This window comes from Glutamicibacter sp. MNS18, from assembly GCF_026107515.2.
GTDB lineage: Bacteria > Actinomycetota > Actinomycetes > Actinomycetales > Micrococcaceae > Glutamicibacter.
Window position 1 is genome coordinate 108,948 of the sequence record NZ_JAPCHW010000001.1, and the last position, 15,797, is coordinate 124,744.

Consider the following 15,797-nt stretch of genomic DNA (forward strand, 5'->3'; position numbering starts at 1 on the left):
ATGCTGATGTGACCTCACTATAGGGTAGCGGAGTGGTTGACTAATATCAATCATTCGGGGTGTGGCTGGCGATCCCGGTGCACCGGCCCGGCCGATGCCAAAGGCCGGCACCGCGAACAGTGCCGGCCTTTGGCGTTGGAGCAGGTGGACGCTGTGCTCCGGGATTATTCGTCCTTGGCGGTGAGGGTCACCAGGATGGCTTCGGGCCGGCAGGCAATACGAATCGGGACGAAACGGGAATTGCCGATCCCGGCCGAGACGTTCAGCGGAACGCTGCGTCCATCCAGTTCCCAATTGGTCAGGCCGCTGGCCCGCCAGGTGGGCAGGTCGCAGTTGGTGACCAGGGCACCGTATCCAGGGATGCATACCTGTCCGCCGTGGGTGTGGCCGGCAAAGATGACATCCGCCCCGGTCCGGGTGAATTCATCGAGTACCCGCTGGTAGGGGGCATGGGCCAGCGCGATCTTGACATGGGGTGAGCGCAACGCGCTGGCCGAGCCCGAAGGCCAGCCGGCGAAGCTGTCGCGATCGATATGCGCGTCATCCACCCCGCTCAGATCGAGCCTGATGCCTTTAAGCGGAACGGACAGGTTGCGGTTGGTCATGTTGACCCAGCCGGCTGCACCGAAGGCCTGGTGCATCTGCTCATGGGGGAGTGCATTACGTGGGGAATTGCGTGGCGTGGAGCGGTTCCTTTGCAGGTAGCGCAAAGGGTTCTTCAGCTGTGGCGCGAAGTAGCAGTTGGATCCGGGAACAAAAGCCCCGGGGTAGGCCATGAGCGGTTCAAGGGCCTCGACCAAGGCGGGAACGCCTCGGGGGTGGCTGAGGTTGTCTCCGGTGTTGATGACGAAATCCGGTTGCAGGGCCGCGAGCCCCTGCAGCCAACGGCGTTTGAGCTGCTGGCCGGGGACCATATGGATATCCGACAGGTGCAGGATGCGGATGTCATCCGCACCAGCGGGCAACAGCGGCAGGGTTTCACGGCGTAGCGTGAACTTCTGCGTCTCGTACATGCCGTAGCCGATCATGGCGGTGCCCAGCGCCAAGGCTGAACCGGCCAACAGTGCGGTGTTGCGGGCAGTCTTGGCCAGGGCCTGGGAGAAATCGCTGTGTGATGCCATAAGGGGACCGTCAACGTCCTTTCGACGCAGAAGCGTGTCAATCAAAATTCCGATGCCGCCGGATACACGAGGGCCGTGGCCACCAGCTGGTGACCACGGCCTTCAGTTTAGTCTTCGTCCTCGTCCGACGGCGAACCCTGCTGGTCAGCCTCCGGTCGTTCGGAGCTGTTCCCACCGGAATCGTTGTCCGATTCCTGGGGGTTGGCCGACGCGCTCGGAGAGCTGGACGGCGATGAGTCATCCGAATCGTCGGATTCCTGCGGCTTTGGCGACGGCTTGGGCTTCGGAGCCGAACGCGCATTGCCGAACGACTCGCGTTCGTAGTTGCCGGCGACCTGGGACATGTAGTTGGTCCACAGCGGTGCGGCGAACGTGGCCGAGTCCACCCAGCCGTAGCGTTGGCCATTGACGGTGGTATTCCGGACATCAAGGCCCTGGTCCTTGTGGCGGCCGACCCATGCGGCGGTGGACATGCCCGTGGTGTAGCCAACGAACCACGTCGAGGTTGCCTTGTTGTTGGTACCGGTCTTACCCGCGATCGGTCCGGGAACCCGGCCCTTGGAAACACGTTGGGTGGCGATCTTCTGCAGGGTACCGTTCATGTCGGCAACGATCTGTTCATCGATGACCTGTTCGCAGGACTCGCCCTTGACCTTGTATTCGGTGCCGTCCGCATCGGTGACCGATGTCAGGGCCCGAGGCTCGCAGTATTTTCCCTTGTTGGCGAATGCCGCAAAGGCCGCTGCCTGGGACAGCGGGGTGATCTGGCCCGAACCACCGATCACGAACGAAGGATACTGTGGGGAAATCGGGCGGGGCTCGTAGACTGTCTCCCCGTCCTCATTCTTGTATGGCTCGTGGTTCAAAACTCCGAGCTTGGTCAGGTAATCGGTGATGGTGCACAGATCCACCTGCGATGCTTCGCGAATTGTGGCGGAGTTTACCGACCAGTACAGGCCATCGGCCACGGTCATCGAGTTGGGGTATTTGACCGCATTTTGCGGTGTCCAAGGAGAGCCGACTCGAGTGGAGCCGCCGGGCAGACACGAGGCTTTCCAGTTATAGCTGGTGCTGTACGCGCGCAGGCTAGTATCTACCTTGTCCCACATGTTGTGGCCCTCGTGCAGCCACGCCAGTGTGGTGTACGGCTTCAGGGTGGATCCGCCCTGGAAGCCGCCGGAACCGCCCAAGGCACGGGATACCGAGAAATTAAACTCGGAGTTCTCATCAGACACTTCGGGGTTGTAATACTTGTTCTGCGCCATGGCCAGGATGTTGCCCGTGCCCGGTTCCACCGAGACGATGGCGGTACCCAAGTTGGAGTCATCACTCGGATCGACCATCTTGCGGGCTTCCTTGGCAGCGACCTTCTGTGCGCTGGAATCCAGGGTGGTCTTAATGGTCAGGCCGCCACGGTACAGCAAGTTGGTGCGGTCTTCCTTGGTCTTGCCGAAGGCCTCATCGCTGGTGATCAGACGGGACACGTAGTCGCAGAAATGACCGCTGTCCCCGGCCGCGATACAACCGGACTGGGCCACGCTCGGATCGGTTTCAAGGTCCGAGGCCACGGCCTCGTCGTATTCCTCGCGGGTGATGGCCCCGGCGCGCAGCATATTGCCCAGCACCTTATCGCGACGATCCTTGGAACGCTCGGGGTTGGTGAGCGGGTTGTACACATTCGGCAGCTGCACCATGCCGGCCAGCATGGCCGACTGCTGCAGGTTGAGGTCCTTGGCATCAACGGAGTAGAAGCGCTGCGCGGCAGCCTGCACGCCATACTCACGGCCCGAGAAGAGCACCAGGTTCAGGTAGCCTTCCAGGATCTCGTCCTTGGTCATCTCATTTTCGATAGCCACCGAATAGCGGATCTCGCGGATCTTGTCCGCGTAGTCCTTGTTACCGGGAACCGTGCTGTCCTCCGAGCCGGTCAGTTCCTGGTTGTTGATCAGCAGATTGTTCACATACTGCTGGGTCAACGTGGAAGCACCCTGACGGGAGGTCGAGGTGATATTTGACATAGCGGCACGGGCGATGCCGCGCGGGTCGACACCGCTGTGCTCGTAGAAGCGCTCATCTTCCACCGACACGATCGCCTTGCGCATGTACGGGGAGATGTCCTCAAGTTTCACCGGATCGCGGTTCTGCTCATAGAACGTCGCAATGACCTTTCCCTTGCTATCCAGCACCGTGGAAGGCTGCGGGATCGGGAGCTTGTCAAAGGACGCAGGGAGCGCGTTGAGGATGTTGTTTCCAGTGGTCATACCGGATTTAGCCATCGCTGCGACGGGGATGAGCATCCCTGCTGCGAGCACACCACACAAGGCACTGATTCCGAGGAATGCAACGATTTTGCCAAGGGTGGTAGCTGTATCAAAAAAGGGGGACTTCTTAGCTGCCATGCCTACTAGTTTACAAGGACGCGATAACGTATCGAGTATGACTAAATGGGAGTACGCAACATTGCCACTTGTTATCCATGCGACCAAGCAGATTCTGGACCAGTGGGGAGATGACGGCTGGGAGCTGGTCGCCGTCGTTCCCGGCCCGAACGGGACCTCGCCAGTCGCCTACCTCAAGCGCCCGAAGGGCTAACTGATTAAGGAGCAAAACCCCATGCAAGAAGCGAATTCTTCGCGTGTTGAAGCCCGCCTGAGCGAGCTGGGCTTCACCCTGCCACAGGTGGCCAAGCCGGTGGCGGCCTATCTGCCGGCGATCACCACCGGGAACTACGTCTACACCTCGGGGCAGCTACCGCTAATTCAGGGTGAACTCACAGCTGTCGGAAAGGTTGGCGCCGAGGTGTCCGCCGAGGATGCGGCCAAGCAGGCGCAGGTGTGTGCACTGAACGCATTGGCGGCGATCAAGGCCGAAATCGGTGATCTGGACCGGATCAAGCGGATCGTCAAGGTCGTCGGATTCGTATCCTCGGACCCGGCCTTCACCGGTCAGCCTGCCGTGATCAACGGTGCCTCGGAATTCTTCGGCGAGGTTCTTGGCGATGCCGGGCTGCACGCCCGCTCCGCCGTGGGGGTCGCCTCGCTTCCGCTGAACGCACCGGTTGAGGTCGAGGTTATCGCCGAGTTTGAGTAACCGGTTTCCCACGCGTGATGGACGGGTGGGCGGAAAGCTTTCCGCACACCCGTCCATCGGCGTGCACCGGCGGGTCTTTGAACTACCACCGGCTCAGGTTTCCGCGGCCGAGAATTGGGTGGCCTTCGGTAGCAGGGACCCGCGCAGCGCCATGCGTGCCGCCTCGGTGTGCCTGGTGCGTGAGGACGCCGCCGGAGTGCAGACCTATCTTGGCTACCGGCCGGGAGACTCGCCCCTGGGCAGCGTCGCCTTCCCCGGGGGAAGCATGGAACACGAGGACGGCACCGACGTGCGCTGGTTCGGCCCGTCGCTGCGGGTGTGGGCCCGAAAACTGGGCATCCTGGACCAGAAAATGGTCCGCTCCTACATTATTTGCGCGATTCGCGAGCTTTTTGAGGAAACCGGAATCCTGTTGGCCGGTACCGACGAACAATCCGTGGCCGAAATCAACGACGACCAGGAATGGATGTCGATGCGCGAGTCGATCGCCGGCCAGGATATCGGATTCAGCACCTTCCTGGCCCGTCGTGGTCTGGGCGTGCGCACCGACCTCTTGCGGCCCATTGCCCATTGGCTCAGCCCCAACTTTGCGTTGCGCCGGTTCGACACCTGGTATTTCAGTGCCGCCGTGCCACAGGGCCAGCATGCCAGCCTGCTGCGATCCAAGGGGCGATGGGCGGCCTGGCTATCGGCACGCGAAGTGATCGGCAAGCGCCAGAGCCAATGGCTGGGCGAGTTGGTGGGGCAACATGACACCGTGGGCCTGCGGCTGAGCCAGATCACCACCCCGGCGGTGGAGCTGATCCTGGAACGGATGGCACAGGCCAACGGGGCAATCGCCTACCTGTCCAGGGTACGTAACCTGGGCCTGCAGCACCCCAACCTGCTCGAACGCGACGGACGCTATCTGTTGGAAATCGTTTCCAGTGAGGACGACGCCGACTTCACCCGGCGGCTATGAGGCAAGGTGCCAGAGAAAACAAGGGACCCGGTCACCGCACGGTGACCGGGTCCCTTGTTCTCGTGGGGTACTAGCGCGAGCGCTGACGCAAACGCTGGATGTCCAGGATGACCACGGCGCGTGCTTCCAGACGCAGCCAGCCACGCTGGACGAACTCGGCCAGGGCCTTGTTTACGGTTTCGCGTGAAGCGCCAACCAACTGGGCCAGTTCTTCCTGGGTCAGTTCGTGGGCTACCAGGATGCCGTCGGTTGCTGGACGACCGAAACGGTCGGCCAGATCCAACAGCGCCTTGGCCACGCGGCCTGGAACGTCCGAGAAGACAAGGTCAGCCAGCGACTCATTGGTGCGGCGCAGGCGTGCAGCCAGGGCCTGAAGCAACTGGATGGAGACTTCCGGAGAATTCAGGATCGCACGGCGCAGGTTCTCGTGACGCAGGCCAGCGAGCCGGGTCTCGGATACCGCAGTGGCCGTGGCATTGCGTGGGTGCGGGTCGAATAGTGCCATTTCGCCGAACAGCTCGCCTGGGCCGAGCACGGCGATCAGGTTTTCACGGCCATCAGCAGACGTACGTCCCAGCTTGATCTTGCCTGAAACGATGAAGTACAGCTGGTCGCCCTGGTCACCTTCGCGGAACACTGAAGCACCGCGGGACAGGTCAACTTCGGTCAGCTCTTCGGTCAAGGTAGTGAATACTTCATCACCCAGCGATGCGAAAAGCGGCGCGCGGCGCAGAACCTCGATATCCATTAAATCTCCTGTCAACATGTAGTGAGCGCTTCCTTCATTGTGCCGCATCCGGTAACAATGTGACAGTTTCCACACGTGTTTTCGCTGGAAAAATGTTATAAATCACGCTGAACGGCCGCTGAAGCTCGGGGTAACTGACAGAAATCCATCAGGTAACGAAGGTACCTTGGAATTAGCCGACAATCATAGAACGAAGTGGAGTATCGGTGCTCGGAGCGTTTAATTGGCTGGACATTGCCATCTGCATTGCTCTGCTTTCCTTCTTTATCGCCGGTATCCGGCGTGGTTTCCTGCTGACGGTCGGCGACATGCTCGGCCTGATTGCCGGTGGCATAGCGGCGTTCTTCGCCATTCCCCTGGTCTCCACATGGGTTTCCAACCCCTGGGGTCGGGTCGGGCTGATGGTCGGGGTGGCGGCAGTACTGATCCTGCTGGGCCAGGCCCTGGGCCGGGTGATCGCCACCTGGATCAAACGCCGCCTGAACTTCGACGTGGTCCGTGTCTTCGACCGGCTCATGGGCGGTGCCCTCTCGGTACTGATCACCGCCACCGTGATCGGGGCCCTGGCGTTTTCCACCTCGTCGATGGGTATCCCACGGCTCTCCACGGAGATCGCCAACTCCAAGATGATCGAGGCGATCCGTGGAGCGACGCCACAATTCGTCACATCCGCGATCTCCTCGGCCCGTTCGGCGGTGATGGCCCAGACCCTGCCGGCGATCCTTGAACCATTCGCCCCCACGGTTGAACCGGTGGAGGAAGGCGACTGGGAACCCACCGAGGCGCAACTGGCCTCCGAGCGCTCGGTTGCCAAAATCTCGGGCACGGCCGTGCAATGCGGCGTGAACCTCTCAGGCTCCGGATTCGTGGTGGCCGACCAGATGGTAATGACCAACGCGCACGTGGTCGCCGGCCTGAGCGCCGCGACCGTGGAATTGCCCGAGGAAGGGCTGTTGCGGGGCAAGGTCGTGTACTTCGACCCAGCTGCCGATATCGCTGTGCTTTATGTCGAAGGCATGCAGACACCGAGCCTGTCCCTGGCCCCGCAGGACCTGGAACGCGGGGACGCCGCAGCGTTCAGCGGGCACCCGTCCGGTGGGCCGTTGCAGACCCGGGGTGCGGTGGTCGCTTCCCAGGCGACGGTCTCGATCGCCAACATCTACGGCGAGGATCCCGGATCGCTGTCCGTCTACCAGCTCACCGCCGAGGTCATGCAGGGCAACTCCGGCGGGCCGCTGCTCGATGACGCCGGCCAAGCCGTCGGAATGATTTTCGCCAAGTCGCGCAGCGACGAGGAAATCGGATTCGCGTTGAGCTTGGACGAGGTGGAACGGGCCATGGACCAGGCAGATGGCCGAACCACCTCGATTAAGACCGGCGAGTGCATCGACTAGCCGCTGCCAGTCAGGGCAAGTAAAACAGCGCCGTGGCCAGCCACCCGTGAAGGGTGGCGGGCCACGGCGCAGGTGCTTGTCGCGGGAATCAGGCCTCGGGTAACAACCAGGCCAGCTGCTCGATGGCCAACCGGTAGCCATTGATCCCGGCCCCGATGACGATCGAGGCGGCGACCGGGGAGACATACGAGTGGTGGCGGAAGGCCTCGCGCTTGTGCACATTGGAAATGTGCACCTCAATCACCGGCAGGGCCACCCCGGCCAGGGCATCGGCGATAGCCACCGAGGTGTGGGTGAAGGCCCCCGGGTTGATGACGATGCCCGCGGCGGTGCCACGAGCGGCATGGATCGCATCGATGAGCACCCCCTCATGGTTGGACTGCAGCGCCTGCAACTCCAACTGGTGGGCTGCGGCGGTGGTACGGGCCAACGCCTCGACATCGGCCAGGGTATCGGAGCCATAGATTTCCGGTTCCCGGGTGCCGAGCAGGTTCAGGTTCGGGCCGTTGAGCAACAGGATGCTACGTGGTGCGGTAGGGGTCATGATGCTAAATCTACTGCAGTGACCGGCATGTTTCCCAGCATTGCGCCGGTAGCTGCCGCAACACAACACGGGCCGCCGCTGCGGCAGTTTCCTGCAGCAACGGCGGCCCGTGGAACAGTTGTCCCTCGCCGGGGGGTGTTAGCCCTGGCGCATGGAATCGGCGATCTGTGTCATCACCGTGGCGTCGGAGAGCGTGGTGGCGTCCCCGACCTCGCGGCCCTCGGCCACGTCCTTGAGCAGCCGGCGCATGATCTTGCCCGAACGGGTCTTGGGCAGTTCCGGCACCACCAGCACGTGCTTCGGCTTGGCGATCGGGCCGATATCCTTGCCCACGTGGTTGCGCAAGGTGGCGACCACGTCCTCGCCCTGCTCCGGCTCGATCTGCAGGATCACGAAGGCGACCACTGCCTCGCCGGTGGTGTCGTCCTTGGCGCCGACCACGGCGGCCTCGGCCACGTACGGGTGGGCCACCAGTGAGGACTCGATCTCGGTGGTGGACAACCGGTGGCCGGACACGTTCATCACGTCATCGACGCGTCCCAGCAACCAGATATCCCCATCCTCGTCCTTTTTCGCCCCGTCCCCGGCGAAGTACATGTCCTGGAAACGGGACCAGTAGGTGTCCTTGTAGCGTTCCATGTCGCCCCAGATGCCGCGCAGCATGGCCGGCCACGGGTCGCGGATGACCAGGAAGCCGCCCTCGCCGTTGCCGACCGAGTTGCCTTCCTCGTCCACCACATCCACGGTGATTCCCGGGACGCCGACCTGGGCCGATCCCGGCTTGGTGGAGGTGACCCCGGGCAGCGGGGCAATCATGTGCGCCCCGGTCTCGGTCTGCCACCAGGTGTCCACGATCGGGGTCGGGTGCTCCTTCTTTTCGCCATTCTTGCCGTTGTTCGAACCGATGACCTCGCGGTACCACATCCACGCCTCGGGGTTGATCGGTTCACCCACCGAGCCGAGCAGGCGCAGGCTGGACAGGTCGTAGCTATCGGGAATTTGCCGTCCCCACTTCATGAAGGTGCGGATCGCGGTGGGGGCGGTGTACAGGATGGTGACCCCGTACTTCTGGACCAGTTCCCACCAGCGTCCCTGGTGCGGGGTATCCGGGGTTCCTTCGTAGATCACCTGGGTGGCGCCATTGACCAGCGGTGCATAGGTGACATACGAGTGGCCGGTGACCCAGCCGATATCGGCGGTGCACCAGAAGACATCGGACTCCGGGTGCAGGTCGAAGGTGTCACGGTGGGTGACCGCACCCTGCACCAGGTAGCCACCGGTGGTATGCACGATGCCCTTGGGCTTGCCGGTGGTGCCGGAGGTGTAGAGCACGAACAGCGGGTGCTCGGAATCATGGGCCACCGCCGTGTGCTCGGTGCTGGCGGAACCCACCACGTCATCCCACCACTTGTCGATATCGTTGAAGGCCACGTCCTGGCCGTTGCGCTTGACCACCAGTACGTTCTGCACGGTGTGACCCGGGGCTGCCAGCGCCTCGTCCACGGCAGGCTTCAGCGGGGACGGCTTGCCGCGGCGCCAGGTGCCGTCCGCGGTGACCACCAGTTTGGCTTCGGCATCATCGACGCGGCTGCGCAGGGCGTCGGCGGAGAAACCGCCGAAGACCACCGAATGGATCGCGCCGATACGGGCGCAGGCCAGCATGGTGATCACGGCTTCGGGAATCATCGGCAGGTAGACCGCGACCCGGTCGCCCTTGGCCACACCCAGGGATTCGAACGCGTTCGCGGCCTTTTTGACCTCTTCGGTCAACTCGGCATAGGTGTAGGATCGGGTGTCGCCCGGTTCGCCTTCGAAGTAGATGGCCACCCGGTCGCCCAGACCGTTTTCCACATGGCGGTCCAGCGCGTTGTAGGCGGCATTGAGCTTGCCGCCCACAAACCACTTGGCCACCGGGGCCTGGGACCAGTCCAGAGTGTCGGTGAAATCAGTATCCCAGGTGATCACCTTCCGGGCCTGGTCGGCCCAGTACCCCAGGCGGTCCTCCTGGGCGGCGGAATACTGCTCGGCGCTTCCAATGGCATTGGCGGCGAATTCGACGCTCGGGGCGAACGAACGGGTTTCGTGCGACAAGTTATCCAAGGTCTTCACTTCACTCATCGGTGTGGTTCCCTTCCGGGTTGGCTGCAAATATATCCTGTGATCCAAATTACCCCCAAGAACGTCCACCCCGTGAAATGTGTCACGTTTTTATGTGCCAGAGGTTAGGATTGTGCGCCGAGCGGTCGTCCCGCTGCGGCGAACTGCGTCCCGGGGCTGCGAAACGGCCCACTGCATGACACGATCGGAAGGTGGCACAGAAAACTATGACCGAATCCGCTTTGGGTTTGAAACGCCGGGCGCGCAAGATGAACCGGATCCTGGCCGAAACCTACCCGTACGCGGTGCCGGAACTGGATTTCGACAACCCGTTCGAGCTGCTGGTGGCCACGGTGCTCTCGGCACAGACCACCGATATTCGCGTCAACTCGATCACCCCGGCGCTGTTCGCCAGGTATCCCGACGCGCTGGCCATGAGCCAGGCGGACCGCGAGGAACTCGAAACGCTGATCCGGCCCACCGGTTTCTTCCGGGCCAAGACCGAGTCCCTGCTGGGTTTGGCCACCGCATTGGTTGATCACCATGACGGGCAGGTGCCGGGCACGCTCGAGGCGCTGGTCAAGCTTCCCGGAGTGGGACGCAAGACCGCCAACGTGGTGTTGGGCAACGCCTTCGGCGTCCCGGGAATCACCGTGGATACCCATTTCGGGCGGCTGGCCAACCGGTTCGGCTGGACCACCGAAACCGATCCGGTCAAGGTGGAGCATGCGGTGGGTGAATTATTCGAAAAACGCGACTGGACCATGCTCAGCCACCACGTGGTATTCCACGGGCGCCGGGTCTGCCATGCCCGGACCCCTGCCTGCGGAGTCTGCCCCTTGGCCAGGCTGTGCCCCTCGGCCGGGATCGGCGAGGAAATACCTGCCAAGGCCCGACGGTTACTTAAGTACGAGCTGGCTCCCGGCCGTGAGGACCTACTGGAGAAAATGCGTGCCGGGGCCACCCGAAGGGAACTTCGGGCCCAGGGATACGGATTGGAAGCATGAGCGCACGTAGCGAGTTGGACCATGTCATTCGGCAGCACCGGGCCAAGGTCGGGGCCACCCAACGGATGCCCGGCCAGTGGGTGGCCAAGGCGATGGACCAGCACAGCGTCCGCCGCGCGGCGGTGCTGATGCTCTTCGGCTCGCACGGGGATACCGCGTTGGATGAGCACAGCCCGGCAGAGGAGCTGGATTTGCTGTTCGTGACGCGTGCGGCCACCCTGCGCGACCATGCCGGGCAGATCGCGTTCCCCGGCGGCGGGATCGACCCCGAGGATCCCTCGCCCGCGGCCGCGGCCCTGCGCGAGGCCAACGAGGAGACAGGGGTGCGGACCTCCGGGATCGAAATCCTGGGGCAACTCTCCGATGCCGAACTTCCGGTGACCAACTTCCTGGTCACCCCGGTGATCGGATGGTGGCGTGAGGAATGCGAGGTGTACCCGGTGGATCCGGGCGAATCCCAGGATGTCTTCCGGGCGCCGGTGGCCCGACTGCTGGATCCGCACAACCGGCTGAACGCCGTGGTCGAACGCGGCAACCGCCAGTTCAAGGGCCCGGCCTTCGACTACGAGGGCCGGATCATCTGGGGGTTCACCGCCATTGTGCTGGATCGGCTGTTCAACGAACTGGGCTGGACCCGGCAGTGGAACGCCAAACGCGAAATCAAGATGGGCTAGACGGGCCGCGGGCCAGCTATTTGGCCTCGGCGTAGCTGCGGACCGTGGCGATGCTGACCGGGAAATCGGGGGACTGCGGGCCGAACAAGCTCTGCCCGGCCCGGTGGGCGCCCAGCCGGATCGCCCGGGCCAGGCCCTCGGCGAGTTCCGGCTCGGTTTCGAACACCAGCTCGTCATGGACGAAGAACACCTGCCGGCACCGGGTGTGCAACCCGGCGGAGAACACCAGGTGGCGGGTCTGCGCCATCCAGACCAGCGCCCATTCGGCCGCGGTCGCCTGGACCACGAAGTTCCGGGTGAACCGCCCCCGGGAACGTGCCGCCATGTCGGCGGCACTCTGCGCGGTGGCATCGGCGGTATTGCGTTGGGCATGCAGCCAGGACTCATCGGCCGGCGGGCAACCCCGGCCCAGCCAGCTGTGCACCCCCTCCCCGCGTTCCCCGGCCTGGGCGGCCCGGGCCACATAGGACATGGCCCGGGGAAACCCGCGTTCCAGTGCGGAGACCACCGCCCCCGCCCCGGACGAGGTTCCGCCGTAGATCGCCGAGAGCATGCCCAGCTTCGCCTCGTCGCGGTCCTTGGCCACCTGTGAGTCGATCAGCCCCTGGTACAGGTCCTGGCCCTGCCCTGCCTGCTGCAGTGCGGAGTCCTGGGAGATGGCGCCCAGGATTCGCGGCTCCAGTTGGCTGCCGTCGGCCACCACGAAGACCTTGCCCTCCGGGGCGGTGATCACCTGGCGGATGGCGTGCGGCAGCTGCAAGGCCCCGCCGCCGGTGGCGGCCCAGCGCCCGGAGGCGACGGTGCCCAGCACATAGTGCGGGTGGAACCGCGAATCACGGATCCATTGGTCCAGCCAGGCATCCCCGTGGGCGCTGGCCAGCCTGGATAGCTGCTTGTAATGCAGGACCAACTCGATGACCGGGTCCTTGTGGGCCTCCAGCTCCCAGGCACGGACCGAGGAGAGACCGTACCCGGCGCGTTGCAGGGCACGCAGCAGTTCCTGGGGTGAATCCGGGTTCAGCCCCGGGGTATTCAGGGTGTGGGCGAGTTCGTCTGCCAGTGCCGCCAGCCGCGGTTCACGTTGTCCCTCGGGCACCCGCGGACCAAGCTGTTCGCGCAACAACGCACGATGGGCCCTTTCATCCCAGGCCAATCCGTGGTGTTCCATCTCGGCGGCGATGACCGCGCCGATGCTTTCAGCATGCAGCAGCAGTTCGATCCGCCGCCGCTGACCTGCGTCCTCGGGCAATGCCCGGCGCTGTTGCAGGTAGCGTTCCTCCATCGCCGCCAGATCGGCGGAGGCTTCGGCTGGCTCGGCGAACAGGGCGTCCTGGTTCGGGGCGGGCATCCGGGCCGGGCGAGGCTCCAGATCCACATCCCCAAGCCGCATCGAGACGAAGGGGGACCGGTGTAGGATCCTCTGGGCCAGATCCAGCATGTGGGCCTTGCCCAGGTGGATATCCGCCTCCAGCAAGAGCGGAAGCCACGGTGCCGTCCGGGTCATTACCCAGCGTGGGGCGTAGCGCTGCTCGATCCTGGCAACCGTGGCGGTGAAATCCGCCCGGGATACCGCCAGCTGGTCGACCACCAGGTTCCCGGAGTCCTGCTCGCGCACGTTGAGGACGGCGAAGTCCTGATCGGGGGCTGGGGCAAGGAAGGCGAGAAACGACATGTCACCATTGTGCCTTTTGCCCGCCGGTTATCCCCATTCCGCCCACCACGGACCGAATGGCGGCCCCGGGTGGCCCATGGTGGGCAGATGAAATGGCTAGCACACCTCAACCGTCAAATTCCGCAGGGACCGGTGGACACCAGGTTCGTGGCCCAGGAGCCACCGCGGCGCCCGCATACAGCCGCCCGACAGGCTGCTACCCGGGCGGCGGTCCCCGGGATGTCCATGGCCGCGATCGAACAGGAGCAGTTGAGTTGCACCCTGGTAACCGAGGATCGGCACCTGATCGACCAATTGGCGGGGATCGCGTTGGGTGCGGCGGTACGCATCAACCACTGCGCTTCGCCCGAACGCTTCGAGGAACAGCTGCCGGAGGGTCCCGTACTCTGGGGAGCCGACGCCCTGTGCCACCTCAACGGTGCTCGCAGGTGGAGATGCGATGTGCTGCTGGGGACCGAGACGGACAACGAACAGCTCTGGTTGACGGCCAGTACCAGGCCCCAGGCCCGGGTGGCGGTGCTGCCGCTGGCCGCCGGCTGGCTGGGTGAATACCTGGGCCAGTGGGCCCTGCACAGCGGCCATGGGCACACCATCGTGTTCTCCGGCCTGGCCGGGGGCATCGGAACCAGTGCCCTATCCGGCCTGCTGGCCCACGCCGGGACGTTGAGCGGGCTGCGGTCCGTGGTGGTCGACCTGGATCCGTACTCCGGTTCCCTGTGGCCAATGCTCAACTGGCAGCCAGCCAATGGCATCGGATGGGAACACCTGCGCGGCTCGGGGGGAACCCTGGCCGCCCACCAGTTCCGTGAGGTGTTGGCCCGGGTGCAGGACACCGCGGTGCTGACCTGGCAACAGGAGCCCTCCAGCTACGACATCGACGAATCGCTGGCGGTGCGGGTGCTGGCCGCCGCACGCCAGGCCTTTGACCTGGTAGTGATTGACACTGGTCGATATCTCCACCCGTTGTCGGGTGTGATCGCCCAATTCGCCAACCAGCAGGTGCTCACCTGCCAACCGGAGCAGGACGCGCGGCTCGCTGAACTGGGACACCCGTTCATTGCCTGCACCACCTCGCAGAAAGTGGAGGTACCGGGGGAGCTGCGGCAACAGCTGCTTGGCTGCTTTCCGCCGACCTCCCGGATCGCGCGAAGTATCGAACGGGCCGAATTATTCGACTCGCTGCGTTCGGGCAGGCTGCGGCAACGCATCGCCGACTATGACCTGTTGCCCACCACCGGGACGGGACACCCATGAGCACCGGCAGAAGGGTAAGACAGCCCCTGGGCACGACCCCCGAGCCGGAACTTGACCCCGGCCTGCTGGCCTCGGTGCGCCGCAAGGCACTGGAAAACGGTGGCAGCCTGGACCCGATCGCGCTCGCCGAGGCGGTGACCGAGGCAGGAACCTCCTGGGGCTCCACCGGGGCGGCGCAGACCCTGCAGAAATTGCGTGATGAGGTCCAGGGGTTATCGGTCCTGGAACAGTTCGCTTCCGCTCCCGGAGTCAGCGACGTGCTGGTTGATCACCGCGGAGCGGTCTGGACGGATTCGTCCAAGGGGCTTGAACGCACCGGCTACGCGTTCAATTCACCGCAACAGGTGCGGCGGCTGGCCGCGCACTTCGCGGCCATGGCCGGCAAGCGGCTGGATGAGGCCAGCCCGTACGTGGATGTCACGGTGCGCAACTACCGGATCCATGCCGTGCTGCCACCCATCGCAGCCGATGGTCCGGTCATTTCCATCAGGGTCAAGGGGCCGAAGGGCATCAACCTGGAACAGTTGCTGGGAGACCGCAACAGCTGGTGGGGCCCGTTGCTGCGGCAGATCATGTGCCACCGGCTGAACTTCCTGATCTCCGGGGGCACCGGGGCGGGGAAAACCACCTTGTTGCAGGCCATGCTGGCCCTGGTGCCGGAGAACCAGCGGATCGTGGTGATCGAGGACTCCAAGGAACTGTCCATAACCCACGAGCATGTGATCTCGCTGCAGACCAGGGCCGCCAATGTGGAATCCAGCGGAGCGGTGACCTTGAGCGACCTGGTGGTCCAGGCGCTGCGGATGAGGCCGGACCGCTTGATCGTGGGCGAATGCCGCGGGGCCGAGATCAGGGATTTTCTGGCTGCGATGAACACCGGACACCAGGGAGCGGCCGGAACCATCCACGCGAACGATCCGGCCGCGATCCCGGCGCGGCTCGCCGCCCTGGGTGCCTTGGCCGGTTGGGACACCCAGGCCACCGCCTTGCAGGCCAACAGCGCACTGGACTTGTTGCTCCATGTGGATCGTGACGGGCAGGGGCGGCGTGGCCCGGTGAAGCTCAGCCGGCTGGTGCTTGATGACAAGGACAGGATCAGGGTCGTCGGGCTCATCGACGCCACGGCGCGGGAACCGCTGCCCGAAGCGAGCGCCGAATGGATCGGTACCCGTTTCCCGCCGCAGACCATCAACGACATGCGCCGCCTGCTGGGGCGACACCGGGGGAGCGGGTGA

Annotated in this window: 14 protein-coding genes; 8 read left to right on the top strand and 6 right to left on the bottom strand. The window is 64.1% G+C overall.

The window, feature by feature from the left end:
* Window positions 1-164: 164 nt before the first annotated feature.
* On the bottom strand, window positions 165-1,121 hold the full coding sequence (locus OK351_RS00495) for a metallophosphoesterase (RefSeq protein ID WP_265155368.1): 957 nt from the start codon (window positions 1,119-1,121) through the stop codon (window positions 165-167).
* 107 nt (window positions 1,122-1,228) lie between these two features.
* Window positions 1,229-3,382, bottom strand: a complete 2,154-nt coding sequence (locus OK351_RS00500; protein ID WP_265155369.1) for a transglycosylase domain-containing protein — start codon at window positions 3,380-3,382, stop codon at window positions 1,229-1,231.
* A gap of 175 nt (window positions 3,383-3,557) precedes the next feature.
* Here OK351_RS00500 and OK351_RS00505 point away from each other — a divergent pair, with 175 nt between their 5' ends.
* Genes OK351_RS00505 through OK351_RS00515 form a run of 3 tightly spaced genes read left to right on the top strand, consistent with a single transcriptional unit; the run spans window position 3,558 to window position 5,172 of the window.
* On the top strand, window positions 3,558-3,713 hold the full coding sequence (locus OK351_RS00505) for a Sp36 family protein (protein WP_265155370.1): 156 nt from the start codon (window positions 3,558-3,560) through the stop codon (window positions 3,711-3,713).
* A gap of 21 nt (window positions 3,714-3,734) precedes the next feature.
* Window positions 3,735-4,211: a RidA family protein gene (locus OK351_RS00510; protein WP_265155371.1), complete on the top strand. Its 477-nt coding sequence runs from the start codon at window positions 3,735-3,737 to the stop codon at window positions 4,209-4,211.
* A 25-nt stretch (window positions 4,212-4,236) separates the two neighbouring features.
* Window positions 4,237-5,172 carry an NUDIX hydrolase gene (locus OK351_RS00515; RefSeq protein ID WP_265155372.1) on the top strand — a complete coding sequence of 312 codons (936 nt, stop codon included), beginning with the start codon at window positions 4,237-4,239 and terminating at the stop codon, window positions 5,170-5,172.
* A 70-nt stretch (window positions 5,173-5,242) separates the two neighbouring features.
* Here OK351_RS00515 and OK351_RS00520 read toward each other — a convergent pair whose 3' ends face one another.
* On the bottom strand, window positions 5,243-5,920 hold the full coding sequence (locus OK351_RS00520) for a Crp/Fnr family transcriptional regulator (RefSeq protein ID WP_265155373.1): 678 nt from the start codon (window positions 5,918-5,920) through the stop codon (window positions 5,243-5,245).
* Window positions 5,921-6,126: 206 nt separating this feature from the next.
* Here OK351_RS00520 and OK351_RS00525 point away from each other — a divergent pair, with 206 nt between their 5' ends.
* On the top strand, window positions 6,127-7,314 hold the full coding sequence (locus tag OK351_RS00525; RefSeq protein ID WP_265155374.1) for a MarP family serine protease: 1,188 nt from the start codon (window positions 6,127-6,129) through the stop codon (window positions 7,312-7,314).
* Window positions 7,315-7,402: 88 nt separating this feature from the next.
* Here the strand turns inward: OK351_RS00525 and aroQ are convergent, their stop codons facing one another.
* Both aroQ and acs read right to left on the bottom strand, forming a co-directional pair.
* Window positions 7,403-7,858 carry a type II 3-dehydroquinate dehydratase gene (gene aroQ / locus OK351_RS00530; protein ID WP_265155375.1) on the bottom strand — a complete coding sequence of 152 codons (456 nt, stop codon included), beginning with the start codon at window positions 7,856-7,858 and terminating at the stop codon, window positions 7,403-7,405.
* 138 nt (window positions 7,859-7,996) lie between these two features.
* Window positions 7,997-9,976, bottom strand: a complete 1,980-nt coding sequence (acs, locus tag OK351_RS00535; protein ID WP_265155376.1) for an acetate--CoA ligase — start codon at window positions 9,974-9,976, stop codon at window positions 7,997-7,999.
* Window positions 9,977-10,182: 206 nt separating this feature from the next.
* Between acs and nth the strand changes: the two genes are divergently transcribed.
* Window positions 10,183-10,962, top strand: coding sequence for an endonuclease III (gene nth / locus OK351_RS00540; RefSeq protein WP_265155777.1), 780 nt, complete (start codon window positions 10,183-10,185; stop codon window positions 10,960-10,962).
* Window positions 10,959-11,636, top strand: a complete 678-nt coding sequence (locus tag OK351_RS00545; RefSeq protein WP_265155377.1) for an NUDIX hydrolase — start codon at window positions 10,959-10,961, stop codon at window positions 11,634-11,636. The genes nth and OK351_RS00545 overlap by 4 nt, the downstream gene beginning before the upstream one ends.
* A 16-nt stretch (window positions 11,637-11,652) precedes the next feature.
* On the opposite strand, the gene OK351_RS00550 is transcribed toward OK351_RS00545, so the two are convergent.
* On the bottom strand, window positions 11,653-13,308 hold the full coding sequence (locus OK351_RS00550; RefSeq protein ID WP_265155379.1) for a bifunctional 3'-5' exonuclease/DNA polymerase: 1,656 nt from the start codon (window positions 13,306-13,308) through the stop codon (window positions 11,653-11,655).
* A gap of 87 nt (window positions 13,309-13,395) precedes the next feature.
* Here OK351_RS00550 and OK351_RS00555 point away from each other — a divergent pair, with 87 nt between their 5' ends.
* Together OK351_RS00555 and OK351_RS00560 are read left to right on the top strand one after the other, a co-directional pair.
* Window positions 13,396-14,562, top strand: coding sequence for a CpaE-like family protein (locus OK351_RS00555; protein ID WP_265155380.1), 1,167 nt, complete (start codon window positions 13,396-13,398; stop codon window positions 14,560-14,562).
* The gene (locus OK351_RS00560) at window positions 14,559-15,797 is read left to right on the top strand and encodes a TadA family conjugal transfer-associated ATPase (RefSeq protein ID WP_265155381.1); all 1,239 of its coding nucleotides are present in this window, start codon (window positions 14,559-14,561) and stop codon (window positions 15,795-15,797) included. Before OK351_RS00555 ends, OK351_RS00560 begins: the two co-directional genes overlap by 4 nt.